At 59.0% G+C, this 24,524-nt stretch carries 21 protein-coding genes; 12 read left to right on the top strand and 9 right to left on the bottom strand.

Annotated elements, in window-relative coordinates; genetic code table 11:
- Positions 1-65: 65 nt before the first annotated feature.
- A complete protein-coding gene (locus tag ACR1XV_RS15820; RefSeq protein ID WP_480533025.1) occupies positions 66-1,721 on the bottom strand; it encodes an ABC transporter substrate-binding protein in 1,656 nt (551 codons plus the stop codon).
- 212 nt (positions 1,722-1,933) lie between these two features.
- On the opposite strand from ACR1XV_RS15820, the gene ACR1XV_RS15815 reads away from it, so the two are divergent.
- Together ACR1XV_RS15815 and ACR1XV_RS15810 are read left to right on the top strand one after the other, a co-directional pair.
- Positions 1,934-2,722, top strand: coding sequence for an IclR family transcriptional regulator (locus ACR1XV_RS15815; protein WP_480533023.1), 789 nt, complete (start codon positions 1,934-1,936; stop codon positions 2,720-2,722).
- Positions 2,723-2,866: 144 nt separating this feature from the next.
- The gene (locus ACR1XV_RS15810) at positions 2,867-4,594 is read left to right on the top strand and encodes a M28 family metallopeptidase (protein WP_480533021.1); all 1,728 of its coding nucleotides are present in this window, start codon (positions 2,867-2,869) and stop codon (positions 4,592-4,594) included.
- Between the two features lie 100 nt (positions 4,595-4,694).
- On the opposite strand, the gene ACR1XV_RS15805 is transcribed toward ACR1XV_RS15810, so the two are convergent.
- On the bottom strand, positions 4,695-5,474 hold the full coding sequence (locus ACR1XV_RS15805) for an XRE family transcriptional regulator (RefSeq protein WP_480533019.1): 780 nt from the start codon (positions 5,472-5,474) through the stop codon (positions 4,695-4,697).
- 224 nt (positions 5,475-5,698) lie between these two features.
- Between ACR1XV_RS15805 and ACR1XV_RS15800 the strand changes: the two genes are divergently transcribed.
- The 6 genes from ACR1XV_RS15800 to ACR1XV_RS15775 are packed head-to-tail and all read left to right on the top strand — an operon-like array spanning position 5,699 to position 12,666.
- Complete coding sequence (locus ACR1XV_RS15800) at positions 5,699-7,261, top strand: ABC transporter substrate-binding protein (protein ID WP_480533017.1); 1,563 nt, start codon at positions 5,699-5,701, stop codon at positions 7,259-7,261.
- Positions 7,262-7,276: 15 nt separating this feature from the next.
- Complete coding sequence (locus ACR1XV_RS15795; RefSeq protein WP_480533015.1) at positions 7,277-8,215, top strand: ABC transporter permease; 939 nt, start codon at positions 7,277-7,279, stop codon at positions 8,213-8,215.
- Positions 8,216-8,225: 10 nt separating this feature from the next.
- Positions 8,226-9,083, top strand: a complete 858-nt coding sequence (locus ACR1XV_RS15790) for an ABC transporter permease (RefSeq protein WP_480522141.1) — start codon at positions 8,226-8,228, stop codon at positions 9,081-9,083.
- Positions 9,080-10,060 carry an ABC transporter ATP-binding protein gene (locus tag ACR1XV_RS15785; protein ID WP_480533013.1) on the top strand — a complete coding sequence of 327 codons (981 nt, stop codon included), beginning with the start codon at positions 9,080-9,082 and terminating at the stop codon, positions 10,058-10,060. Before ACR1XV_RS15790 ends, ACR1XV_RS15785 begins: the two co-directional genes overlap by 4 nt.
- Complete coding sequence (locus tag ACR1XV_RS15780; RefSeq protein WP_480533011.1) at positions 10,057-10,977, top strand: oligopeptide/dipeptide ABC transporter ATP-binding protein; 921 nt, start codon at positions 10,057-10,059, stop codon at positions 10,975-10,977. Before ACR1XV_RS15785 ends, ACR1XV_RS15780 begins: the two co-directional genes overlap by 4 nt.
- A 15-nt stretch (positions 10,978-10,992) precedes the next feature.
- The gene (locus ACR1XV_RS15775; RefSeq protein WP_480533009.1) at positions 10,993-12,666 is read left to right on the top strand and encodes an amidohydrolase; all 1,674 of its coding nucleotides are present in this window, start codon (positions 10,993-10,995) and stop codon (positions 12,664-12,666) included.
- Positions 12,667-12,778: 112 nt separating this feature from the next.
- Here the strand turns inward: ACR1XV_RS15775 and ACR1XV_RS15770 are convergent, their stop codons facing one another.
- The 6 genes from ACR1XV_RS15770 to ACR1XV_RS15745 form a co-directional block, all read right to left on the bottom strand.
- Positions 12,779-13,786 (bottom strand): alpha/beta hydrolase, encoded by a 1,008-nt coding sequence (locus ACR1XV_RS15770; protein WP_480533007.1) that lies wholly within the window; start codon positions 13,784-13,786, stop codon positions 12,779-12,781.
- Positions 13,783-14,736 (bottom strand): aldo/keto reductase, encoded by a 954-nt coding sequence (locus tag ACR1XV_RS15765; RefSeq protein ID WP_480533005.1) that lies wholly within the window; start codon positions 14,734-14,736, stop codon positions 13,783-13,785. Before ACR1XV_RS15765 ends, ACR1XV_RS15770 begins: the two co-directional genes overlap by 4 nt.
- Positions 14,733-15,623 carry a carbohydrate ABC transporter permease gene (locus ACR1XV_RS15760; RefSeq protein ID WP_480533003.1) on the bottom strand — a complete coding sequence of 297 codons (891 nt, stop codon included), beginning with the start codon at positions 15,621-15,623 and terminating at the stop codon, positions 14,733-14,735. Before ACR1XV_RS15760 ends, ACR1XV_RS15765 begins: the two co-directional genes overlap by 4 nt.
- A 7-nt stretch (positions 15,624-15,630) precedes the next feature.
- On the bottom strand, positions 15,631-16,542 hold the full coding sequence (locus ACR1XV_RS15755; protein WP_480533001.1) for a carbohydrate ABC transporter permease: 912 nt from the start codon (positions 16,540-16,542) through the stop codon (positions 15,631-15,633).
- A 62-nt stretch (positions 16,543-16,604) separates the two neighbouring features.
- On the bottom strand, positions 16,605-17,882 hold the full coding sequence (locus ACR1XV_RS15750) for an ABC transporter substrate-binding protein (RefSeq protein ID WP_480532999.1): 1,278 nt from the start codon (positions 17,880-17,882) through the stop codon (positions 16,605-16,607).
- Positions 17,883-17,911: 29 nt separating this feature from the next.
- Positions 17,912-19,021 carry an ABC transporter ATP-binding protein gene (locus ACR1XV_RS15745; RefSeq protein ID WP_480532997.1) on the bottom strand — a complete coding sequence of 370 codons (1,110 nt, stop codon included), beginning with the start codon at positions 19,019-19,021 and terminating at the stop codon, positions 17,912-17,914.
- 203 nt (positions 19,022-19,224) lie between these two features.
- On the opposite strand from ACR1XV_RS15745, the gene ACR1XV_RS15740 reads away from it, so the two are divergent.
- The 3 genes from ACR1XV_RS15740 to ACR1XV_RS15730 are packed head-to-tail and all read left to right on the top strand — an operon-like array spanning position 19,225 to position 21,883.
- Positions 19,225-19,878: a GntR family transcriptional regulator gene (locus tag ACR1XV_RS15740; RefSeq protein ID WP_480532995.1), complete on the top strand. Its 654-nt coding sequence runs from the start codon at positions 19,225-19,227 to the stop codon at positions 19,876-19,878.
- 9 nt (positions 19,879-19,887) lie between these two features.
- A complete protein-coding gene (locus ACR1XV_RS15735; RefSeq protein ID WP_480532993.1) occupies positions 19,888-21,048 on the top strand; it encodes a mandelate racemase/muconate lactonizing enzyme family protein in 1,161 nt (386 codons plus the stop codon).
- 13 nt (positions 21,049-21,061) lie between these two features.
- Complete coding sequence (locus tag ACR1XV_RS15730) at positions 21,062-21,883, top strand: amidohydrolase family protein (protein WP_480532991.1); 822 nt, start codon at positions 21,062-21,064, stop codon at positions 21,881-21,883.
- Here ACR1XV_RS15730 and ACR1XV_RS15725 read toward each other — a convergent pair.
- On the bottom strand, positions 21,880-23,361 hold the full coding sequence (locus ACR1XV_RS15725; RefSeq protein ID WP_480532989.1) for a sulfatase-like hydrolase/transferase: 1,482 nt from the start codon (positions 23,359-23,361) through the stop codon (positions 21,880-21,882). The genes ACR1XV_RS15730 and ACR1XV_RS15725 overlap by 4 nt on opposite strands.
- Positions 23,362-23,570: 209 nt before the next feature.
- On the opposite strand from ACR1XV_RS15725, the gene ACR1XV_RS15720 reads away from it, so the two are divergent.
- Positions 23,571-24,365, top strand: coding sequence for a helix-turn-helix domain-containing protein (locus tag ACR1XV_RS15720; protein ID WP_480532987.1), 795 nt, complete (start codon positions 23,571-23,573; stop codon positions 24,363-24,365).
- The last annotated feature ends 159 nt before the right edge of the window (positions 24,366-24,524 follow it).

Raw genomic sequence — 24,524 nt, 5'->3', positions numbered from 1 at the left:
AGGGTCGGGTACTAGTGGTGAGAAGTGGGGCGCGGCGATTGCCCGCCGCGCCAGCCCGACGGGCGTTAGTCCGCGAGTGTTTCCTTGACACCATCGGGATAGGTCAGTCGATCCCCGACGCCGCCATAACCGGCCTCTTCCAGGATCGATTTGGCCACATCGCTGCCTGCTTTGAACCCGTTCACCACGTCTTCGGCGTGCCAGTATTCCAGCGCCGGCGAGACGACCGAGTTCGACGGCACGGCGAACTTCTTGAAGGCCGCGTTCACGATCAGGCGGCGGTCAACTGCCGCAGACAGCGCGCGGCGGAAGGCCGGATCGTTGAACGGTGGGCGGCGCAGGTTGAAGGCGACATAGCGGAAACCGATATCGACGGTCGAAACCACCTCCAGATCACCATCCTGTTCAGCCGCATCCAGCAGGACTTGCGGATCACCCTGGAAATCGGTCAGGAAGTTCAGCTCACCCGAGCGTAGCATACCCAGCGCGGCCTCGGCGTTTGGCACCAGACGCAGGATAAAGCGCTCGGCCTTAGGGGCGTTGAAGTGGTCGGCATTGGCCTCAAGCACGATTTCTTCGTTGGGCAGCCAGCGCACGAACTTATAGGCCCCGGACCCGATCGGAACATCTTCCTGATAGCTTTCCGCGTTTTCGTCCTTGGTGGCCAGATCCGCCAGAATGGGCTCCCACACATGTTTAGGGATGATGTTGATCTTGGCCAAGCTGGAGGTCAGGAAAGAGGCCGAAGGCGTATTCAGCGAGAAGACAATCGTGTTGTCACCCTCGACAGCTACGCTGGCGACATTGCTGCCGAACGGGGCGTACATTGGGGCCTCGCCGCCCGTGGTCGCCTCATAGGAAAAGACCACGTCATCGACGGTAACCGGCTTGCCATCATGGAAGGTCAGCCCGTCGCGCAGCGTGACGGCGATGGTTGTGTCATCGCGCCATTCAAAGCTTTCCGCCGCCCAGGGCTGTGGCAGACCATCAGGGCCCACGCGGAACAGACGGTCATAGATCAGTTCCGTCAGCCAGTTGTCGGTGACGCCCGAGATATAAAGCGGGTTCACCGCAATCACATTGTCCGAGCTGTTGACGATGATGTCCTTCTGATCGCCGGTCGGCGTCAGGCCCAGCCATGTCCAATAGCTACGGATGCCGATGCCCGACTGATCCACAACCGAGGCCGGGTCGAAGACGGTTTTGTCAAAGGCAAAGGCCTGTTGCGGATGGACCAGCATCATGTTGGGTTGATCCGCATCCAGAATTTCCTGTGCCTTCAGCACCAGTTTTTGCCGCGCCTCGGGGTCAACGGTCACCCGCTGTTCTTCGACCAACGCGTCATATTCTGGGTTCTTGTAGCCGATGAAATTATACCCGTTCTCGGCGGTGGAGGAATGGAACAGGTTATAGATGATCTCGTCCGGGTCGGACCGTTCGGGCCGTCCGGTCATCTGCCACGCGGTCACGTCCCAATCGTCGCGGTTGTACCAGACGGCATCGGCCATTTGCGACCACGGCATCACGTTGACATTCACGTCCAGACCCAACTTGCGCCATTCCTGCGCGATCAGCTGGATGGCCTGAAACTCGGCAGGCTGTGCCGCCTGCGGGCGGGTCAACAATTCGATGGTTCGGATTTGATCCTGTGCGCTGGCACTTGCCGCCCAGAGCGATGCTGAGACAGCAAGTCCGGCAGCAGCTGTAACAAGAGTCTTCAAGGTCGTTCTCCCGTTGGTTGGCCCACGGGGCACGCGGGCAGTTTAGATCGCGGCGGTCGTTGCCTGCCGCCAAATGCGCAACACCTTTTCTTATGGACGCCCGATTAAGCCGAGGCTGTGGGCGATTATTGTTTTACTCAATGAAACAGGTTTGCTATCGTTCAGTCAGTAAAACACAGATTCGTTTAAAAGCAAGAGAGTCAAAGTCACCGATGTCGCAAGAAACCACCGAAGCGGCCCCCGAGCGAAAATCTTACCGGATCGATGCGGTGGCCCGAGCCTTGCGTGTGATGGAAGCTCTGGCCGAAACGCCGGGGATCGGTGCAACGGCTTTGGCAGAGCAGCTTGGTCTGACCAAGTCAATTGTCTTTCGCCTTTTGCAAACGCTGGAAGAAGATGGTTACGTCCAGCGCGACGAGGAACGGGCAATTTACTCGCTGGGTTATCGCGTCGCGCTGTTAGGAGAGCGCGTTGGGCGGGAGGGCGCGCTGTTGCAGGTCGCCCGCCCGGTGATGGACGCCTTACGCGATGACACCGGTGAAAACGTCAATCTCGTGATCCGCGAGGCGACCGCGTCGGTGGCCATTGCAACGCGTGAAGGGCTCCATAGTATAAGGCTTTTTGCACAGTTGGGGCGGCGCGGGCCGTTGCACGCCGGGGGTGCCTCGATGCTGCTGCTGGCCTATGCCGAACCCAGCATCCGTGACAGTGTTCTGGCCAGCGACCTTGAACGGTTCAGCCCGCATACGATTACCGACCCTGAGCGTCTGCGCGAGGTTCTGCTGCTGATCCGGGCCAACGGATACAACGTTGCGATCAACGATCTGGACGACGGGGCCTTCTCGGTCGCGGCACCGATACAGAACAGCGCGGGCGAAATTATCGCGGGCATTTCCGTAGCAGGTGCGTCTGTTCGGCTCGATGAAGTGCGCCGTGCGAGCTACATTGAAAAGGCTGTAGCAGCGGCCAACGAGATCTCAGAAAAGCTGACATTGGGCTGATCTGCGTCGCATTAGAAGTCTAAGATTATTCCCAATTCGTCCCGTCTGACGCGCCAGGGCAGGGGTCTTGCGTGGAATCAGTTTGTCTGTCTATGTTTTATTCATTGCTACAACGTTTCGCTGAATAAAACATTGGAGAGGTCCATGACCCCTGAAGAAACCGCCCTGCTTGATCAGGTCACAATCGACGAACCCTGGGCCCTTGTCGAAAGCTTCTCGACCTTCAAGCGGGAACACCCCGACGACGTCAATCGCGGCATGGATGAGGTTGTGAGACGGCTGACCAAACACGGGGTCGAGGTGAAGGTGCATGAACCGGATCTGTTCCTGAGCCTGCCGGGCGAAGCGCGGGTTGAGGCTGCGGGCGTCACCTATCGCGCCAAGCCGCCTGCCTTCAGTGCCAACGCTCCAAGCGGATTCAGTGGGCCGCTGGTCTATATCCGCGGCACGACCAATATGGATGAAGAGGACGCCTTTGAAAGCCAGCTTGAGGCCGGGCCGGAAATGGAGGGGCGGGTGCGCGGCAAGATCGTTCTGACCGAAGGCTTCGCCAGTCCCGCGATTATCTCTTTGATGGAAGGGTGCGGCGCGGTCGGTGTGATCGCAATCAATCCCGGCGTCGATATTCACTGGGGCATCTGCACCACGATCTGGGGTATCCCCAGCGCAAGCGATTTGCACCGCAAGCCGTCGATTCCGGCAGCGGCGGTGAATTTGGAAAGCGGCAAAGCCTTGATGGAAGTGGCCAAAGCGGGGGGCGAGGCCACGGTCTTCACCGAGATGGAAGAGGGCTGGTTCCGCTCAAAACTGCCCGAAATCACCATTCCGGGCACCGAAGAGCCCGAAAAATATGTGTTGCTGCACGGCCATCTGGACAGTTGGGATGTGGGTGTGGGTGACAACGCCACCGGCGATGCCACAATGCTGGAGGTGGCGCGGGTCCTTTGGGCCAATCGCGACAAGCTGCGGCGCACGGTCAAGATCTGCTGGTGGCCCGGGCATTCGACAGGGCGCTATGCGGGATCGACATGGTATTCGGATACCTTCGCGCTCGATCTTGACGAGAACTGCGTCGCGCAGGTGAACTGCGACAGCCCCGGCTGCCGGTGGGCGACCGAGTTCATCAACGTCTCGGTCATGTCCGAGGCGCATGATTTTCTGGCCGGGGTCATTCAGGATGTCGCGGGCAAAACGCTGCAATCCGAACGTCCACATCGGGCCGGGGATTATTCGTTCAACGATATCGGCATCTCCAGCTATCTGATGCTGTCCTCGGCCATGACAGATGCGCACCGAGAAGAGCTTGGATATTACGCCGTGGGCGGGTGCGGTATGAACATCGCCTGGCACACCGAGAACGATACGTTGGAGATTGCGGATAAAGATATCCTGTTGCGCGACATCAAGGTCTATCTGCTGGCTGTTTTTCGCAATGCAAATGCTGGCATTCTGCCAATGGACTGGCGCGCGACCGCGCGGGAATTTCGGGCGACGATTGCCGACTATCAAACGCAAGCTGGCGATTGCTTTGACCTTTCGGGGCCAGCCGCAGCCGTTGATGGCCTGCTGACGGACCTTGAAACGTTTTACGAGCGGGCCCATGCCGGAGAGATTCCGGAGACTGCGGCCAATGCGATCATCCAGGATCTTGCCCGCATTCTGGTGCCGTTGAATTTCAATCGCTCTGATCGTTTCAGGCATGACCCGGCCCTGACCATTCCACCACTTCCTGCTCTGGAAGAGGCGACAAAGATTGCCGCCAGACCCGAAACGCTTCGTGGCTTTTCCCGAACCGAATTGGTGCGTGGTCAGAACCATGTGATTGCCGGGATAAGGAGCGCTCGGAACAGAATAAAAGCTGTGCTGGGATAGCATCGGACACAATCCGACCTCCAAGGTAGCCCAAGCCCCAGATCTCCGAAGCGTGACACAGGAGCTTGCTATTGATTTGTTCTTGGCCCGAGCGCGCCTGCTACGTCAGCAGGGTTCCTTCGTTTTCTGTCAGGAACCGTCTGATCTGAGGTTCAATCCTTGCACTGGAGTTTGGATATACACCTGTCTTGCTTACCGCCTCTCGCGCTGAGGTCGCGTTGCTGATGCGTTTCCAGATGGTGGGCGATGAAAAGGGCGCTAGCCGCGGTCGTGTCGCGACGCCTGTGGTTAGCCCTTTGATATGAACAATCTGCTGACGATGGGCGGGGTAGAGGATCGTTTCGGACAAAAACCCGTCATCGCTGAAAGCGCGTTCGAAAATGTAGATGCGGTTACCGCGATATGCAGCCAGACCCGAGTAACGTGTCCGCTGTCGGATGTTGCCATTGGCGTCTGTGGCACGTTCAAAACTGTGAGAGACGACATATCCGTCCTGTTCACGCAGCCAGATCAGGGTTCGCAGGATGCCGCCTTCCCACGTGGGAGTACGAAAATGCCCGTGATAAAACCCCAGATAGCGGCGCAGGCCCCGGGCCTGATCCCGAAAAACGTCACCTATCAGTTGTTCCGGAACACGGCGCGTAACCTTGTTTTGACGGATGTGTCTTGCATGAAACGTGTCATGAGGCAGCAGCAGCTCTGCCTCGGCAATGCTGAAAAACCCGGCGATGCGGCGCAAGTTAAAGGCCGAAGGCAGTCCGCCCCCGTTCAAATATCGGTTAAACTGCTGGCGGTTGATTCCAATCTCGCGGCAGACGGCTGATATGCTGGCAAATCGCGCGCAGAGCGCCCGCAGGTTTTTTGAAAAATCCTCGGCCATTGGTCTTGCTTCTTACACTAGTTGCTGCAGTTGTGCGTAAACATACATACACTAGCATAAACTCGCTTACTTTCAACATGCCCCTCGATCGTGGTTATTTGCCCTAAAGCTGCGCATGAGACCGGGTGTCATGCGTATGCAATCAGAAAGCGGCAGAATAGCGGATGCGGGGTTTGGTCCCACGCTGCACACAGCACGGCCCGGAAAGCCAAAGGGAGAACGACATGAAAATGAAATGGATGCAAGCGCCGCTGGATCGGCGCGGATTTCTGAAAACGGCCGCCGCATTAGGTGCAAGCTCCGCGCTCACTGGCGTTTGGCCGGGGCGGGCGATTGCGGCAGAAGATGGGGTTCTGCGCATCCGTTCGTATCGTGACATGCAGACGCTGGACCCGGCGCATTCCGAAGGTCAGAGTGACGAACAGATTCAGGCCCCGATTTACAACAAGCTGATCCAGTACAAACCCGGCACAGAATGGGATTGGCAACTGGATGCTGCGGCCATGATCGAACAGGCCGACCCGACCCATATCAAATTCGCGCTGCGCAATGATATCGGATTCACCAACGGTTTCGGCGCGATGACGGCGGAAGACGTGAAGTTCTCGTTCGAGCGGATTATTGACGAGGCCACCGGCAGCCCGAATAAGCCGGATATGGGCCCTCTCAGCCATGTCGAAGTGACGGGCGAACGCGAAGGGACCATCGTTCTGAACGATCCGTTTGCACCGCTCTGGTCCATTGCGCTGCCCTATATCACCGGCAATATCGTGTCGAAAGCGGCGGTCGAGGCCGCGGGCGGGCGTATCGGCACCGATCCGGTGGCAGAGTCTGGTCCTTATCTGCGGTCGGCCTGGAACCCGAAGGAAAAGACGGTGCTGACCCGCAACCCCGACTGGAAAGGGGATGCTCCGGCCTGGGAGACGATCGAGATTCTGCCGATCGACGATGAAAACACCGCCGAGATCGCCTTTGAAGCCGGTGAACTGGATTTGACACGCGTCTCCCTGGGTTCGGTCGAACGTTATCGGGCAGGGGTGCCCAATGGCGGGACGCTGATCGAGAACCCGTCGCTGTACTATGTCTGGCTTGGCATGAACATGGATCACCCCAAGCTGCAGAACAAGAAGCTGCGGCAGGCCATTCAACATGCCATCGACGTACCGACCATTCTTGAGGCGGCGTATTTCGGGGCGGCTGAGCCATCGACCGGGATCATCGCGCCGGGGCTGACCGGCAACCGCACTAACAGTCTGGTGCCACCGCAGGCCGATTTTGCCAAAGCGGCTGAATTGCTGGCAGAATCCGGTGAAACCAACGTGACCCTGACGCTGGATATCCTGAACAAGACCACCTACAGCACCATTGCGCAGATCATTCAGGCCACCTTGGGCCAGATCGGCATCACGGTTGAGGTGAATGTGCTGGAATCCGGTGCATTCTGGGCCAGTGGTGACAACGAGAACCTGCAATTGATCCTGAACCGTTTCTCGATGACCCCCGACCCCTATTACGCGACCGCATGGTTCACCACCGAACAAGCGGGTGTCTGGAACTGGGAACGCTTCCGCAGCGAAGAGTTCGATGCCGTTCACGACGCAGCCTTCCGTGAGACCGATCTGGCCAAGCGCGCCGAGATGTACCAGCGCGCACAGGATCTGATGGAGGAAAGCGGGGCGTATCGGTTCATCACCCATGAGGCGACACCGATCATCCACACCTCGCGGATTGTACCTGCATTGCGGCCCGATGGCACCACGCTGCTGCGGTATTTCGGCAAATCCTGATCAAGTGGGGCCGCAATGGCGTTTTATGTCCTTAGACGGTTCGCCCTTGCGGCCCTGATCCTTGTGGTTGCCGTCACCGCGATGTTTCTGATGATCCGCGCGGTGCCCGGCGATCCGGTCCAGATCATGCTGGGCCCGCGTGCCACGCCCGAACTTCAGGCGCGGCTGACGGCTGAGCTGGGGCTGGACCAGCCGATCTGGAACCAGTTGCTGATTTTCTATGGCAACCTGCTGCACGGTGATCTGGGCGTTGACGTATTTTCGGGTCGTCCTGTCACCCAGATCGTGTTTCAGCAATTGCCGTTCACGCTGGAACTGATCTTTGCCTCAATCCTGTGGTCGGCCGTGCTGGGGATTGCAATGGGGGCCTACGCGGCGGCCCACCCCAACACTTTGATCGACCGGTTCGCAGCGGCTGTCTCCGTCAGCTTCGTGGCGGCCCCGTCCTTCGTGATCGCTTTGTTGTCGTTGCTGGTCTTCGCTGTCCACCTACAGTGGTTTCCCGCCATCGGAGTGGGTGACGGCTTTGTCGACAGGCTTTACCACGTTGCCCTCCCGGCTTTTGCCATTGGGCTTAGCTGGGTCGGCTATATCGCGCGGCTGGTGCGCGCCTCGATGCTTGAGGTGCTGGGCGAAAGCCATATCCGCACCGCGCGCGCCTTTGGCCTGCGCGAGCGGCGGATCGTCATGGTCTATGCCCTGCGTATCGCGATCCTGCCGGTTGTCACCGTGATCGGCGTGGGAATGGGATTCCTGCTGAGTTCGGCCGTGTTTGCTGAGATCGTGTTTGCCCGCCCCGGGTTGGGCAAGCTGGTGATCGATTCCATTACCACGCGGAACTATCCGATTGTCATGGGCTCGGTCCTGGTGTCGACCGCGTTGTTTGTTCTGTCGACCGCTTTGGCGGATCTGATCAATGCCTGGTTGGACCCGCGGGCGCGGACGGCAGGCTGAGGGGGCAGGGATGACCAAACCGAGATCAGAACTGTCCACCATTCTGCGCGGGGTGGCCCGCGATCCACTGGGCCTTGCCGGGCTGATCATCGTCGGCACCATCGTGTTCTGCGCCCTGTTTGCAGCTTGGATCGTACCTTATGACCCGGTTGCGCTGAACGTGACCCACCGGTTGCAAGGCCCCTCGGCCGAGCATCTGCTGGGCACGGACCAGCTGGGCCGCGATACGTTCAGCCGGGTGATCATGGGCGGGCAGGTGGCGCTGAAAGTGGCTTTGCCTGCGGTATTCGGTGCGATGGTAATCGGGCTGACGCTGGGGATGATTGCGGGCTATGGGCCGAAATGGCTGGATAACCTGCTGATGCTGTTCTTTGACACCATCCGCTCGTTCCCCACGGTGATGTTCGCGCTTGCGGTGGTCGCGCTGGTCGGGCCCAGCCTGCAAACGGTGGTGTTTGTGGTCATGGCGACCTCGATCCCCACTTATGGGCGGGTGGCGCGCACGCAGACTCTGACCCTGCGCAATTCCGAGTTCATTCTGGCCGAGCGGTCGATGGGTGCCAGCATCTTCCGCATCCTCGGGGTGCATATGCTGCCCAATATCATCGGCGTGCTGGCGGTTCTGGCGGCGATGGACATCCCCACGGTGATCGCGCTTGAGGCCGGGCTGTCCTTTCTGGGTCTGGGGGTCAAACCACCGACGCCAAGCTGGGGATCGCTGCTGAAGGACGGATACGCATTGATCCGGCAGACCCCGTGGCTGGTCGTGGCCGGTGGCCTGCCGATCATTCTGGCCACGCTGGGTTTTACCTTTCTGGGCGAGTCCCTGCGCGATGTGGTGGATCCCAAACTGAGGAAACAGCGATGAGCACCCCTTTGCTGGAAATTGACGGCCTCAGTGTCGACTACGAAACAGTCCGGGGTGATCTGAAAGCCCTGCGCGACATCACGTTTGATATCAAGCCGGGCGAGATTGTCGGTATCGTCGGCGAATCCGGCTGCGGCAAGTCTACGCTGATTTCTTCGATCCTGCGTCTGACCGCGCCGAACACGCGGTTCCGGCAGGGCGAAATCCGGTTCAAAGGGCAAAACCTGCTGTCGCTATCCGAACGCCAGATGCGGGCTTTGCGGGGCGACGATATCTCGATCGTGTTTCAGGACCCGATGCAGACCCACAACCCGGTGCTGTCCATCGGGCAGCAGATGCTGGATATCCAGCATCGCTCGGGCGCGTCGAAATCCGAAAAACGCGCGCGGGCCGCGAAGATGCTGGGGGCCGTCGGCATTCCGGACCCCGAGGCCCGGCTGGCGCAGTTCCCGCATGAATTCTCGGGCGGGATGCGGCAGCGCATCGCCATTGCCATGGCGCTGATGTCGGAACCCGATCTTCTGATTGCCGATGAACCCACAACAGCACTGGACGCCACGCTTGAGGTGCAGATCATCGAACGGCTGAAAGACCTGCAACAGGATTTCGGCTGCGCGATCCTGTTCATCTCGCACCACCTCGGGGTGATCGCAGAGCTGTGTGATCGGGTGGTGGTGATGTACGCAGGCGCCGTTGTGGAGAGCGGCGAGGTGCGCGAGATATTCCACCACCCGAAACACCCCTATACCCGCCGTCTGATCGACTGCGATCCGGGGCATATCAAGACCCGAGCGCGCGTTCTGCCGACCATTCCGGGCGAGGTGCCCGATCTGGCTAATCTGCCCGGCGGCTGCATTTTCTGTGACCGCTGCGATCAGGCTATGCCGCGCTGCGCCAGCGACGTCCCGCCGCTTGAAAAGGTGCAGCAAGGCCATCTGGCCGCCTGCTGGCTGAACCATGCGGAGGCCGCGACATGAGCCTGCTTGAGGTGGAAAACCTGCAAACCAGCTATGGCCGCGTCAATGTGCTGGCCGGGGTCAGTTTCAAGGTGGATCAGGGCGAAACCTATGCGCTGGTGGGCGAAAGCGGCTCGGGCAAGACCACGGTGATCCGCGCGATTGCAGGGCTGGCCCCGGCACAGGCGGGCCATGTCCGCTTTAACGGGCTGGAAATACGCGGCCTGCCGGAACGGGCACTGCGTCCGCTGCGCAAGGACATCGCGATGATGTTTCAGGACCCGGTTGGCAGCTTATCGCCGCGCCTGACCATCGGCAGTTTGATCACCGAACCCTACCGCATTCAGGGCCTGAAAGACGGTGATCTGCGGGCCGAGGCGCGGCGACTGCTGGAAATGGTCAACCTGCCTGCGGATTTTGCGGATCGCTACCCTTACCAGCTGTCGGGCGGGCAGGCGCGGCGTGTTGGTGTGGCCCGTGCGCTGGCGTTGGAACCGCGCCTGATCCTGGCAGATGAACCCACCGCAGGGCTGGATGTGTCGGTTCAGGGCGAATTGCTGAACCTGCTGAACGACCTGCGCGAGCGGTTGGGGCTGGCAATGGTGATCATCACCCACAACCTGAACGTGGTGCGCCATGTGGCGGACCGCATGGGCATCATGTATCTGGGCCGATTGGTCGAGGAAGGCACGACCGAGGCCATCTTTGACACGCCCCGCCACCCCTATACCCGCTGCCTGTTGTCGGCCAATCCCGAACCCGACCCCGACGCGCGGCTGGAGCGAATTGCGCTGAAAGGCGAACCGCCCAGCCTGCTCAAGCGCCCCTCGGGCTGTGAGTTTCGCGAGCGTTGCCCGGTGGCCGCCGATATCTGCATACAGACCCCCGTCTGGGAACAGACCGATGGCCACGGTTTGCGCTGTCTGAAACCATTATGAAATGACGAGACCCCAATGACCAACCCGGACGCCAAACTGTTTTTCAACGGCCCGATCCTGACCATGGATGCACAGAACCCGGAATGCGAGGCTGTGCTGACACGGGGCGGGCAGATCGCTGCGGTCGGGTCCGAGGCGGACTTGCGCGCCCGGATGCCTGCGGATACGCAAGAGGTTGATCTGCAGGGACAAACCCTGATGCCCGCCTTTATCGATCCGCACGGGCATTTCCCGGATTCCGGCTTTGTCGAACTGTTCCGGGTGGATCTGTCCGCACCGCCACGCGGCGACTGTCTGGATATTCCCACAGCCCTGCGCCGTTTGGCCAACCGCGCCCGTCAGACCCCGAAAGGCGAGTGGATCATGGGCGTTCTGTTTGACAACACCGCCATTGCCGACCGCCGGATGCCCACCCGCGCCGAGTTGGATGCGGTGTCACGCGATCATCCGGTGTGGGTCATCCACGCCTCGGGCCACAACGGCGTTGCGAATTCGGCTGCGCTGGCGTTTCTGGGGGCCGATGCGAACACGCCGGACCCAGTCGGAGGGCGTTTTGATCGCGACCCCGAGACCGGAGAACTAACTGGCCTGATCGAAGGTCTGTCCGCGATGGGACCGCTGGGCGAGACCTGTTTTCTGATCGACCGTGTGCGTTTCCTGCAAGGATGCGCCGCCGCCCGTGACGAGTATCTGCAACATGGTGTGACCTTTGCGCAGAACGCCTGGGTCAATGCCGAGTTACTTGAGCATTTCGCTGCGCTGGCCGCGCAGGGTGATCCGGGTATCGGCCTGATGCTGTTGCCCATCGCGGAACTGGAACCCGCATTGTCCGAAGGACGGGCTGAGGTGGACTGGCAAGACACCCCGCATGTCCGCACCGGACCGCGCAAGCTGTTCTCGGATGGTTCGTTCCAGTTGCAAACCGCATTTCTGAGTGAACCCTATCACGAGGTTCGCAAGTCGGATTGTCCAAATGGCATGCCCTATATGGACCCGGACCTGTTCCGGTCCGAGGTCATCCGCCTGCACAGGCTTGGCTTTCAGGTCCATTGCCATTGCAACGGCGACGCCGGTGCCGAAATGTTCATCGATGCAGTTGAGGCCGCACTACTCGACTCCCCGCGCAACGATCATAGGCACACGGTCATCCACGGGCAGGTGCTGCGCGACGATCAGCTAAAGCGCATGGCCCGGCTTGGCATGACTGTCAGTTTCTTCTCGGCTCATGTGCATTTCTGGGGCGATCGGCATTACGACACTATCATGGGCCCCGAACGCGCCAACCGCCTGACCCCCGCCGGATCGGCGGAACGGTTCGGTGTGCGGTTCACCCTGCACAATGACGCTTCGGTTACGCCAACGCGACCCCTGCATCTGGCCCATTGCGCGGTGAACCGGCTGACGGCCTCCGGGCGGTTGCTGGGGCAGGATCAGAGGATTTCCGTGATGTCAGCGCTTAAGGCACAGACGATCGACGCGGCCTGGCAAGTCTTTCTCGAAGACAAACGCGGATCAATTGAGCCTGGTAAAGTGGCCGATTTGACGGTGTTGTCGCAGAATCCGCTATTGGCCCCTGAACGCCTGAAAGAGATATTGGTCACGCAGACCTACCGGTGTGGGAAGCTTGTTTTTGAACAGGGCGGCGCATGTGAACGCAAGGCGAATATGCAACCGCTCGAAGCTAAGTGAACCAGATCAAGTCTTACACATCTGCAGGATGTGGCACATCTTTACGTCGCGCCCTGCATGAGCATCAGCGAGGCGGCAATCTTTTTGGGCCCAACTTGAAGCGACTTCGTGGTCAAAAGTCAGGATGGGCACGCCTTCGCACGAGGAAAAGACAGCGGCTCGGGCTCTCTGTGTCCGAGAGAGGATCCCAGGAGAGATGTGTTTTGGCCAAAGCTTGCTGGAGCGCCTGGACATAGTCTGCCGTCATCTTTTGGCCAATAGATGCGGAATATCCTTGTATCTCGGCCCCATGAAACACGCCCGGATAGGTTTTGATCTGGCAGGATACACCAACATCCGTTAGCCGGGTCGCATAAGTTCGGATGTCGTCAAGAAACAAATCCGCCTCGCCGATCGTCAGAAAGGCGGGCGGTAATCCTGATAGGTTCTTCGCAACCGCTGGAACCGACGCAGCCTGCGGTGGCTTACCAGCAAGATACATGTCCCAGGCGGCCAAAGATGTCGCGCGTGGCCAGCGCGGGACGTTCATCTTTCCTGACGCTGTATCGTGGCGGTGGTCGAGCATGGGGTAAAGGAGCAGTTGAAACGCAACCTCAGGCCCGCCCAGATCACGATTATGCAGCGCAAGGCCCGCGGCCAGCCCGCCACCCGCGCTTGCTCCGCCAATTGCGATGCGCGACTGTGAGATCCCGAGTGCTTGGGCCTCATCTGCCATCCAGTTCAAGACGGCCCATGCATCATCCAGGGCAGCGGGGTAGGGGTATTCCGGTGCCAGCCGGTAGTCCACTGAGAAGACGCGCACGCCTGCGGATTCGGCAAACAAGGTTCCGAACCAAGCGTCATTGCCATGGCCCATCACATAGCCGCCGCCGTGCAGCCAGAGTAGCGCGCCTGTGTCATCGTTCGGCTCGGACGGCCTGAACTCGTAGACGTCGATCGCACCATGTTCGGCATCGACCCTGTGGCGTGTTGGTTGTTTTGCGTTGGGAAAAAACGGCTTTGGATCGGCCTCAATTCTGGTTGTGCGATAGTATTCAACGGTCGCCGGCGTAAGCGGTGGTCGATTTGGAGTGGTTTCGAGCAAATACTGAAGTTCGGGGTCGATCCATGGGGCTTTCATTCGCCTGACGTTCCCTTTTCGAGGCCTGCCCAGAAGTCCTGAGGGATTTCGGTTTCGAACCAATCGAGAATTTGATGTAGTTCTGAGGGTGACTTTGACCCCGGTACTACCGATTTGACGGTGGACTGACGCAGGGGGAATTGCAGGGCTGCCGCTCCCAGCTCCACATCCCATGCTTCGCAATAGGCCAGAAGGTTTTGATGCCGCAGCGCCATATCTTCTGGAATTTTACCGTAGTTATAGGTGGTTCCGCCCACAAGCATGCCAGAGTTGAAGGGTCCGCCAATCACGATGTCGGTCCCTATGGCGCTACATGCTTTGAACAGGGCTAACGCATTGGTCCGTTCCAACAATGTATGCCGACCAGCCAGTAGAAAGAGATCAAAATCTCCATGCTGTAAAGCATCCTGACAGACCTGAGTTTCGTTCACCCCCAACCCGATCGCGTGTACGTCTTCCGAGCCGCGGAGCTCTTCCATGGCGCGATATCCGCCTTTGTCGAAGAAAGCGGCAAATTGCGCAGGGGCGGCGTCGCGATGGGTGTGCTGGCCAAGGTCGTGGCAGAGAAGGATGTCGATCTTGGACAGCCCAAGCCGTTGAATACTATGCTCGAAGCTGCGCATGATGCCATCGTAGGTATAGTCAAATTCCACACGAAAGGGCATATGCGTCGGTGCTTGGATTTCCGGCTTCAGAAGGCGTCCAACCTTGGTTGAAATTACAACACCATCCTGTTCGCGCAGCACGTCCCCTACCAAACGTTCAGACAGTCCGCGCCCATAAAAGGGGGCGGTGTCGTAATACGCGATACCGGCTTTGACGGCTTGTCCCAGCATCTGGCGCGCGTCGGAGAGGGCGTCTGGGGACGCATCAAAGGCCAGTGTTGCGCAGCCCAAACCCAACTCGGATAATTCAAGCCCGGATCGGGTCAGCCTGCGGGTTGGGATCATCCCTTTTCGGCCCCGGCATTCAGGCCCGAGCGCACGTATTTCTGCGACACGAGGAAGACCAGAATGATGGGCAGGACGACCAGAATTGCGGCCTGAATTGCTTCGGGCTGGCCGATGGGAAGGTTGTTTGCCGCCGCTTGCGGGTTCAGGGCTCCGGATGAGTTGATCAGCGTGGTCAGACCCACCGGCAGGTTTTGCTTGCTGTCATCCGAGATCAGCACGAAGGCGAGGAAGTAGTTGTTCCAGTTGTTGACGAAGCTGAAGAACGCAACCAGCGCCAGCAGCGGTTTCGCCAGAGGCAGCGCCATGTGAATGAAGCACTGAAAGTGCCCGCAGCCGTCAATCCGGGCGCTTTCCACCACGCTTTTGGGCAGCGATGTGGTGTAGTAGATATAAGACAGATAAACGCCGAACGGAAAGAAGGACGAGGCGAGGATCAGCCCCAGATAGGTGTTGGTCAGACCCAGCAGCGTCATCTCAAGAAAGATCGGCAGGATAATCGCCTGCGACGGGGTGATCATGGCCACAAGCGTCATGATCAGGATCAGTTTCCGGCCCCGGAACTCTGACATTGCCAGCGCGTATCCGGCGGGAATGCATGAGACCAGTGTCAGCGTCACGCTGCCCACCGTGTAGATGACCGAGTTCAGGGCCCAGGTCAGGATCTGGAAGTTGTTATAACCCGCAAGGTTCAGAAAGGTTTCTTTCATTGTGGCAAAGCTGCCGAAGGCCAGCGGCGGATCGGATATGAGCGAGCTTTCGCTGCGCGTCCCCGCTATGAACAACCACAGCAGGGGCAGGCCGTAGACCACGACGAAGAAGGCAAGGATCGACCAGATCACAAAGGAACTGAGGCGCAGTTTGTTTTTGGGAAGAAGCGTATCCATGGCGGGCCTAGTCGATCTTGTAGAAACGGGTGGCGAAGATCAACGTGAAGGCGATGATCAGGGGCAGGACCAGCGACAGCGTACTGATCGCGGCGGCAACACCGAAATCACCAAAGCGGAAGGCGTAGAAGTAAGCCAGCTGCGTGACCGACCAGTCGGGTTTGTCGAACTGACCGCCTGCCAGAGACATCAGCTGGGGCTCGACAAAGATCTGCATCCCGACCGCCAGCGTCATGATCGCCATCAGCGTGATGGTCTTCGAAATCATCGGTATTTTGATCCGGATGGCCATTTGCCACGGATTTGCGCCATCAATCCGCGCGGCTTCGAGAATATCGCGGGACAGGCCCGACAACGCTCCACCCAGAACTACGATCCAGCCGCCTGAATTGCCCAGAAAACCCATCAGCGCAAAGATCCAGACCTCTCCCAACCCGCTGATGGTGCTTTGCCGGTTGTCCCAGCCTACTGCCTCAAAAACAAAGCTGAACGGCGACACCAAGGGGTCCAGCAAGAAAAGCCACAGCACGACAACAGCGGATGAGGCGATGGCCCCAGGCATGAAATAGACGGAGCGTACAATCGCCGCGGGACGCTCGGACAAAGTGTCCAGCAGCAGCGCAAGCAACGTCACGCCGATCACCATCATCGAGACCCAGACCACCACATATTGCAGCACGTTCCAGATTGCCGGCACCAGACGATAATCATTGAGGGCTTCGCGATAATTGGTCAGACCCCAGAACACGTTCTCGAAAGTGTCAAAGAAGCTGAGCCCGAACGCGTAGAGAACGGGGAAGACCGCGAACATGACCATCAGCGCCAGATAGGGCAGCAGCAGCGCATAAGACACCGATGTCTGTCTGCGTGCCGCGCGGCGCTTGCGGGTCTCTCGTTCGGTTTCCGTGAGTGATGGCATGGTCTCTCAGCCCTTTGGACCGGGCGCGCCGCATGTGGGTCGCGGCGCACCCGTTAACGGTTTCAGTCTGTCACGACCTTGTAACCGGCCAGTTGCGCGGCGTTTGCAAACTCTTCCTGCAGCTGCGGCAGCAGAGATTCAAAGCTTGCCCCACTGGCCAGATCGTTGACGACCGCTTTGGTAAAGCTGGCGCGTGTGTCCAGCCGCAGGGAAGCGTAGCCCGGATGGCCGAACGCTGCCGCATCTACCATGGTTCCGAAGGACCCGTCAGTGCCGTAGTAGCCGGACCCGTCAAACTCAGCACCCCACTCGACTGAAGCGGGCTGATAAGCGGGCATGGTCACAGCGGTGCGGTTCACGTCTGCATCGGTGGTCACGAACTTGAGCAGGTCGACAACTGCCTCGGGGTGCTCGGTGTCTTTCCAGCCACCCCAGACGCCGCCGCCCCAGCTCCAGATCAGGGGCTCATCCTGTGCCGCCCATTTCGGGGTCATGGCAACGCCGGTCACGCCATCGGCAAATTCATAGCGGCGCTTGATGATGAACTCTCCAAACCATGTGGGGCCGGGGATCATCAGCAGCTTGTTGGCCTTCGCCAGTTCCAGAAACTCGGGATCGAACGGCGCGACGCGGGCCAGCGCGCCAGAGTCCAGCATCCGGTCCACAAGTTGCGCGGCCTCGACACACTGGGGTGCGGTTGCGTTGATCTTGAGCGTCTCCGGATCATCCGCCAGCGGTACCGCCAGTTCGCACCCGTTCGAGTAGAGGAAATTCATCAGCGGGATATGCATCGCCACCGCACCGGACACGATGCCCGAGTCATTGGCCGCCGCTGCTGCGCCCACGGCCTCATATTCCTCCCACGTGGTGGGAACGCTGAGGCCCAGTTCGTCCATCAGGGGCTTGTTGTACCACAGCATGAAATGCGCCACGTCGTTGCGCAGACAGATCAGCGATCCGTTGGCCTTTTCGCAGGGGGCCAGTGAGGTGGGGTAAAACCCGTCCACCGTTTCCTGATCCACCTTGTCCGAAAGCTCCATCAGGTAGTTCGCGCGCCGGGTCGACAACTGGGCGGCAAAGTTGACATCCTGCATGAAGATCGCGTCGGGAACGCCTTCGCCCGAACGTAGGGCCAGTTGCAGCTTGGCGACCATTTCGTTGCGGGCAACCGACACGAACTCGACGTCGATGTCGTCGCGGGCTTCGTCGAATGCCTGATAGAAGGGCTCGCGGACCGGGTCGCCCCAGACCAACAGCTTAACCTTGTCTTGCGCGAAAGCACCCGTGGCGCAGATCGCGGCGGCGCATCCGAACGCCAGTGTTTTCAATGTCTTATTCATCCCAATTCCTCCCTCTTGGGCGCGTCAGTTTATGGCTTGGCCGGTGAACAACGGTTTCCCTGCGGATTGAAGACATCGATCCGGTCAGCGGAAACCGTCAGAGTGACGGTGGTGTCGGTCTGGATTTTACGTTTCTGAAATGTCTGGACCGTCAGGTTCTGGCCCAGACCCGCATTGACATAGGCATAGGTGATATTGCCCAGCCGGTCGGCAATCTCGACGGTTCCCTGAAGGCTGAGCACATTGTCCTGCTGGGTATCGGCCTCGGTGATGTGAAATTCTTCGGGGCGAATACCAAGGTCGATTTGGTCGCCTTCCTGCAGGCCAGATGCGGCCAGGGTAATCTGAGTGTCGGGATGTCCTTCGATCCGGGCAACAACAGCGTCCCCTTCGACGGACAGAACTGTTGCCGCAAGGAAGTTGATCTTGGGCGAGCCGATGAACCCGGCCACGAACTTGTTTGTCGGTGCATTATATAGATCGTCGGGCGAGCCGACCTGTTGAACCTGCCCGTAATCCAGCGCGACGATGCGGTCGGCCAGCGTCATTGCTTCGGTTTGATCATGGGTCACATAGATCATTGTGGCCCCGATTTCGCGGTGCAGGGTTTCGATCTCCAGCCGCATCTGAGTGCGAAGGGCCGCGTCAAGGTTCGACAATGGCTCATCAAACAGGAACACTTTGGGCTTGCGGACAATGGCCCGGCCGATGGCAACACGCTGGCGCTGTCCGCCAGAAAGTTGCGCCGGCGAACGGTCGAGCAGCTCATCCAAATGCAGGATGCGCGCGGCCTCCATCACACGTTCATGCACCTCAGACTTGGGCATCTTGGCGAGGCGCAGGTTGAAGGCGATGTTGCCGTAAACGTCCATATGCGGATACAGAGCGTAATTCTGAAACACCATGGCGATGCCGCGATCAGAGGGCTCGTCATAGGTGACGTCATTCCCCTCGATCTCGATGACGCCATCTGTCACCGATTCCAGCCCCGCGATCATGCGCAGCAGCGTGGACTTTCCGCTGCCGGAGGGGCCGACAAACACGACAAACTCACCTGCGTCGATGTCAAGGTCGACACCATCGAACAACTCGACGCTGCCGTAGGATTTCTTGATGTTCGACAACGAAACCTGAGCCATGTTTCAGGTCGCCTCCCGGTCTTGATACTGATCCACCTGGCCCGCCAATGCGGTGGGGCGGCTTGACAGGAGCCTAGACGGGAAAATTCTTTACGGCAAGTTTAAATATATTTAAAATGGCAATTGCGAGATTGACGAAGCCTTTTAAGTCGGCAATCATTAGTCAATTCTGATGCCAGATCAGCCAGGAGCTCTGCGGGGCAATGAAGATAACGCATAAATCCCAGGACCTGGAAAAGTTCGTTCAGGCCATCCTATCCGGGAAAATCAAGGTTGGCGAAGTCGTGCGCCAGGCTGAACTGTGCGAGATTCTAGGAACGTCGATGTCCCCGCTGCGCGAACTTCTGGTGCTGTTGGAAGAACTGGATCTGGTTGAGGTCAAGCCGCGCGCCGGTTTCAAGATCATCTATCCCGATCTCGATTTCATGCGCGAAAATATGCAGTTCCGTGTGATGATAGAAAATCATGCGCTGACCTTCTTCATCGATATCGTCACGGATGAATGGATCGAGGATCAGATCGCACGCCACCACGCGGCCCTGCAAGGTCTGGAAACCGCCGAAGACCTGACGGCCCATAACGCGTTCATTCTGGATTTCGACCGCGACTTTCACCGCACCATCGTGGCGTCGATGGAAAACAAGGCGATCACCAAGGCGCATGAATATACGCAGACCAAACTGCGTATCGCCCGGCAGGTCCACCGCCGGGTGCCGCCGCGCAAGATAAATATCACCGCGATGCAGGATCATCTGACAATCCTTGACGCGTTGAAAACGCGTGATCTGGCGCGCGTGCAAAAGGCGCTGGATGCGCATTTCACAACTTCGGCCCGCAACACTCTGGTCGGTTACTAGGACAGCGACATGACCCCCTCTGATCCGGACCCCATCAAGATCGACCGCGTGCAGGCCTTCGCGGTGTCGGCCCGTCCCCCGGTCGGCCCTGAATCCTCACTTGGCGCCATGCCGGTTCGCAACGGGCTGTTGATCGCGCTGACCTCAACCGATGGCGTTGTCGGCTGGGGTGAAATCTGGTGCAATTTCCCGCCCCGGGGAAATCTGGCGCGGCAAAACCTGATGCAGGATGTGATCGCGCCGCTTTTGATCGGGGCGCAGTTCGATCATTACTCGGACTGTCGCGCAACTCTGGAACAAAGCCTTGCGCGGATGATCATTCACACCGGCGAATACGGACCCTTTGCCCATTGCCTGTCGGGGATCGATACCGCAATGGCCGATATAGCGGCGCGGCGGCGCGGTGTACCCTTGTCCGAGTTTTTGTCGGCGGCCCCGCCCGCATCCGTGCCTGTCTATGCCAGCACGCCGAACCTGTCGGATATGAACCACTCGCTGGAACAGATCATCAGCGATGGGCACCGGGGTGTGAAGCTCAAGATCGGCCACGGGCTGGCCAGGGATCGCGAAATCCTGCGCGATGTCCGCTCGGTTGTCGGGGATCGGCTCGCCATCATGGTCGATGCCAATCAGAACTGGTCTGTTTCCGATGCGATCGAAACCGTGACGGCCTTGTCTGATGCAGGGCTGGGTTTCGTCGAAGAACCCCTGCGGGCTGATGCGCCGCTCAGCGATTGGGCCGAACTGGCGCGGGCGGTGGACGTGCCCATTGCAGGTGGAGAGAACATCACGTCCCTGACGCAGTTTCAGGATTTCATGGATATCGGCAGGCTGGGTGTCGCCCAGCCGGATGTGGCCAAATGGGGAGGCGTTAGCGGTAGTTTCGCGGTCGGTCAGCACGCGGCAAAAGCGGCGGCAACCTGCACGATGCACTACATGGGCACCGGGCTTGGGCTTGCGGCGTCGCTTCACGTTCTTGCCGCAGTAGGTGGTGAGGGACTGGTTGAGCTGGATGCAAATCCCAATCCGCTGAGAACAGAGTTGGGAGAGATTGACCTGACCGTTTCCGCGGGTCGGCTCGCCGTCCCGGAGGGCCCCGGCATCGGGTTCGTGCCGGACGCTGGCGCAATAAAGGCCATGTCCGTCGGCAGCTTTGATCTGTCGCTTTGATTGGCGACCCTTCGTGATCGATACGCATGTCCATTTCTGGCATCTGGCGCGAGGCGACTATTCCTGGCTGACCGATGCGCGTCCAAAGCTATTTCGCGACTTTCTTCCAACCGATTTTGCGGATGTCATGGCCAAGGCAGGCGTGTCGGGATGCATTGCGGTGCAGGCGGCCCCGACCGAGGACGAAACGCGTTATCTTCTTGACCTTGCAGAGCAGCATCCCTGGATCATCGGCGTCACAGGCTGGGCCGATCTGACGTCCGCTGAGATCGACCGGACGCTTGAGCGTCTTCGGCGGTTCCCCAAGCTGCGGGCGATCCGACCCATGCCGGGTGCCGCGCGCGGGATCGAGTGGCTTGCGACCGCTGAATATACTGCCGGACTTGCGGCGCTGGCACAGTCAGGGCTTGCGCTGGAAGCGCTGGCCTTACCGCATCATCTCGATTCAGTCGCGGCCGTCGCTCGCGCGCATCCCCATTTGCGCATCGTCATCAACCATGCCGCAAAACCTGCACCACAGGACTTGCCCGGCTGGTCAGTAGCCATCCAACAGTTTGCCGATCTTCGTAATGTATTTTGCAAGGTTTCAGGCTTCACGCAGCAAAGCGTGGAGCCCGATCATCACCGTAAGGTTTTCGAGCACCTGATAAGGGTTTTTGAACCCGCGCGGCTGATGTGGGGCAGCGATTACCCCGTTCTGCTGGGGACCTCTGACTACGGTGAATGGCGGCAGATAACGCGCGACCTTCTCGCCGACCTCACGGCGGCTGAGAGGGAGCAAATTCTGCATCGAACAGCACTTGGTTTCTATCGCCGCGCGTCAGACGACAGCTAATCCCGCAGCAGGTAATTCTGATCTTCTTGCAGGTCCCAGCGGCAAGGATCGGCCGGGTTGGTGTTTTCAGCCCATGCCTTGAGCAGCAATTTGTCTGCCTTACGGCGTTCAATCAGATCGCCAATCTCTTGGGGGTCCCAATCCCGCAGGACCAGATTTCTGAGCCTTTCCGCGATCTCGGCATACTCTGGGGCCTGGCTAAGATCGCGCAGTTCCAAAGGGTCGGTTTCCAGATCAAAAAGCTGCGCCGGATAGGTATGGTAGTAGATGAACTTGTATCGACCCTCGATGACGGCACGTTGTTGCACGGCCTGTCCTTCCGCCCAGGCGGGCATGTCATCGGTGCAATACTCAATGAATATGGGTCGCGTTGCTGCGGCATCCGGGTTTGTGATCAGGTCGGCAAAGCTGGTCATGGTTGCGTTCGGCAACGTCGGTGCATCGACCAGAGACAGGATCGTGTTACCCAACCCGCCCGTCTCGACCGGTTCGCGGATTTCGAGACCGGGCGCGATGCGACCGGGCCAGCGCATGATCAGCGGTACGCGGATCGCGTCGTCATAGAAGGTGTGTTTCCAGAACAGTCCACGCTCGCCAATATGATCCCCGTGATCCGAGACATAGACGACCAAAGTATTGTCTGCACACCCGATTTGATCCAGCGTTGCCAACAAGTCCCCGATGTGACGGTCGAGTTGACGAACCAGTGCATAGTAGCTTTGGCGCGCACGCTGAACCTCTTCAGGTGAAACGTCGCCGACCTGTTTCAGCTCGCGCCAGCTGCGGATCCAGGGATGTTCGTCATTCGGGGGATGGGCAATATGCGGGACGGGTACGCGCGCGGCCACGGCGTTGAAATCCTGTTCGCCGGCGACATAAGGCGGATGCGGCAGCATGAAGCTTGCTGTCAGGCAAAAGGGCTCGTCCGCCTTCCGCGCCGCATGGTCTTTGAGAAACGCGATACTGGCCGCCAAGACATCTTCGTCCATGAGTTGATAAGAGCTTTGGCCGGGTCCCGATTTCTCGATGCTGTCCTTGAAGGGGCCGCTGGTTTTGCTCAGCTCTCCAAGACTGCGCCGCGCTACGCCGGGCCAGCTGGGGCTGTGATCTCCGATTGGGCGCGAGACGTAGCCACGCAGTTGGTCAGGACCAAGCGAGTGCATACGTCCGATCAGAACCGGTTTGTATCCCACAGCGCCAAGACCGTGCAGCCATGTCGGGTGCGCGCTGTCGAGGATATCGTCATTGGTCCAGCAGGTTTGTTCATGTGGCCGCAGACCTGTCAGCATGGACATCCGGGCCGGCAGGCAGACAGGCGACGGGCAATAGGCGCGATCAAAGCGCACCCCGCTCTGGGCAAGCCGGTCGAGGTTTGGCGTATCCGCGCCGATGCCGCCCGCACAGCCCATGATACGGGCAGCATGTTGGTCGCTGAATATGTAGAGGATGTTAGGGCGGTCAGGTGATCCGGGTGTCATGATTTTCACCATGCCATGCCTAGAATAGTATGCCTAGCCAAGAGTTTCCGCCTTCACCGATATCGCCCTGGGTGTTGAAGAATTCGACTCTGTGCTTGTATGCGACAACCCGGTGAAAACGGTATTTCGCGGATGTTTCCCGAAGGGATGGATACATCGCCAGAACCTATGCCTATAGTCGCCGGTACGACCAATGATGCGGTAGAGATGTGAAAGAAGACGACGCCCATCTTACTCCGATCGACCCGGAGCTTTTGGCCCGGCAGTTCACGCTGCCGGTCGACGGTATACTTAGCCGTTCGGACGTGCGGCAGTTTGAATTGCTGTTTGATCTGATCCCCGACATCTATTTCTACGTTAAGGGCACAACGGGGCGCTGGGTGACCTGTAATGTTGCAAGCCTTAGATTGCTGTCGCTGACCAAAAGGCACGAGATTTTCGGGGCGCGGGAAGAGAGCTTTTTCCCGCCTCTGATCGCCGAGGCCATCAAACAGGACGACCTGAACGTCATCCGCAATCAGGTCCGTATCATCAACAAGTTCGAACTGATCGCGGATGAGCGTGGACAACTCATCTGGGTGGTGACGAACAAGCTTCCCATTCTCAACACGAGCGGAGAGGCGCTGGGTCTGGCGGGCGTGACGCGCATTCTTCCGGAAAGCGGTGCGCTTCCGGGGCCGTTGGAACGGTTTCGCGAAATCGTTGCGCATATCGAGAATAACATTGCGCGCGCCATCCGGGTTCCGGATCTGGCTGCTATGGCGGGTATGTCCGAAAGCCATTTCCGCCGACGGTTCAAAGCAGCCTTTGGCGTGTCGGCGCAGGAGTTCATATTGCGCACACGACTGCTTGCCGCATCGCGGATGATCGCCAACAGCGCCGATCCGTTCTCGGTGATTTCGTTAAGATGCGGCTTTTCGGATCAAAGCTATTTCACCCGCCAGTTTGCCCGGTTCTTTGGACAATCCCCCAAGAAATATCGGCTGAGATGGCGCAGTAACTAAGCCAAAATGATCGAATAGTTCAAAAATACGACGAAGTTCGTGCAAGATATCGCGCTCGGAACGTGAAAAGCTTTTCCCTGTTCATGGCATGAATGGCCATGGAAACTGGGAGGAGGCATTCAGGCGATCTGTCTGAATGATAAGAAATATTGTCTTTAA

The sequence above is a fragment of the Ruegeria sp. AD2(2025) genome, from assembly GCF_056542385.1.
This window is presented reverse-complemented; position numbering and strand designations above follow the sequence as displayed.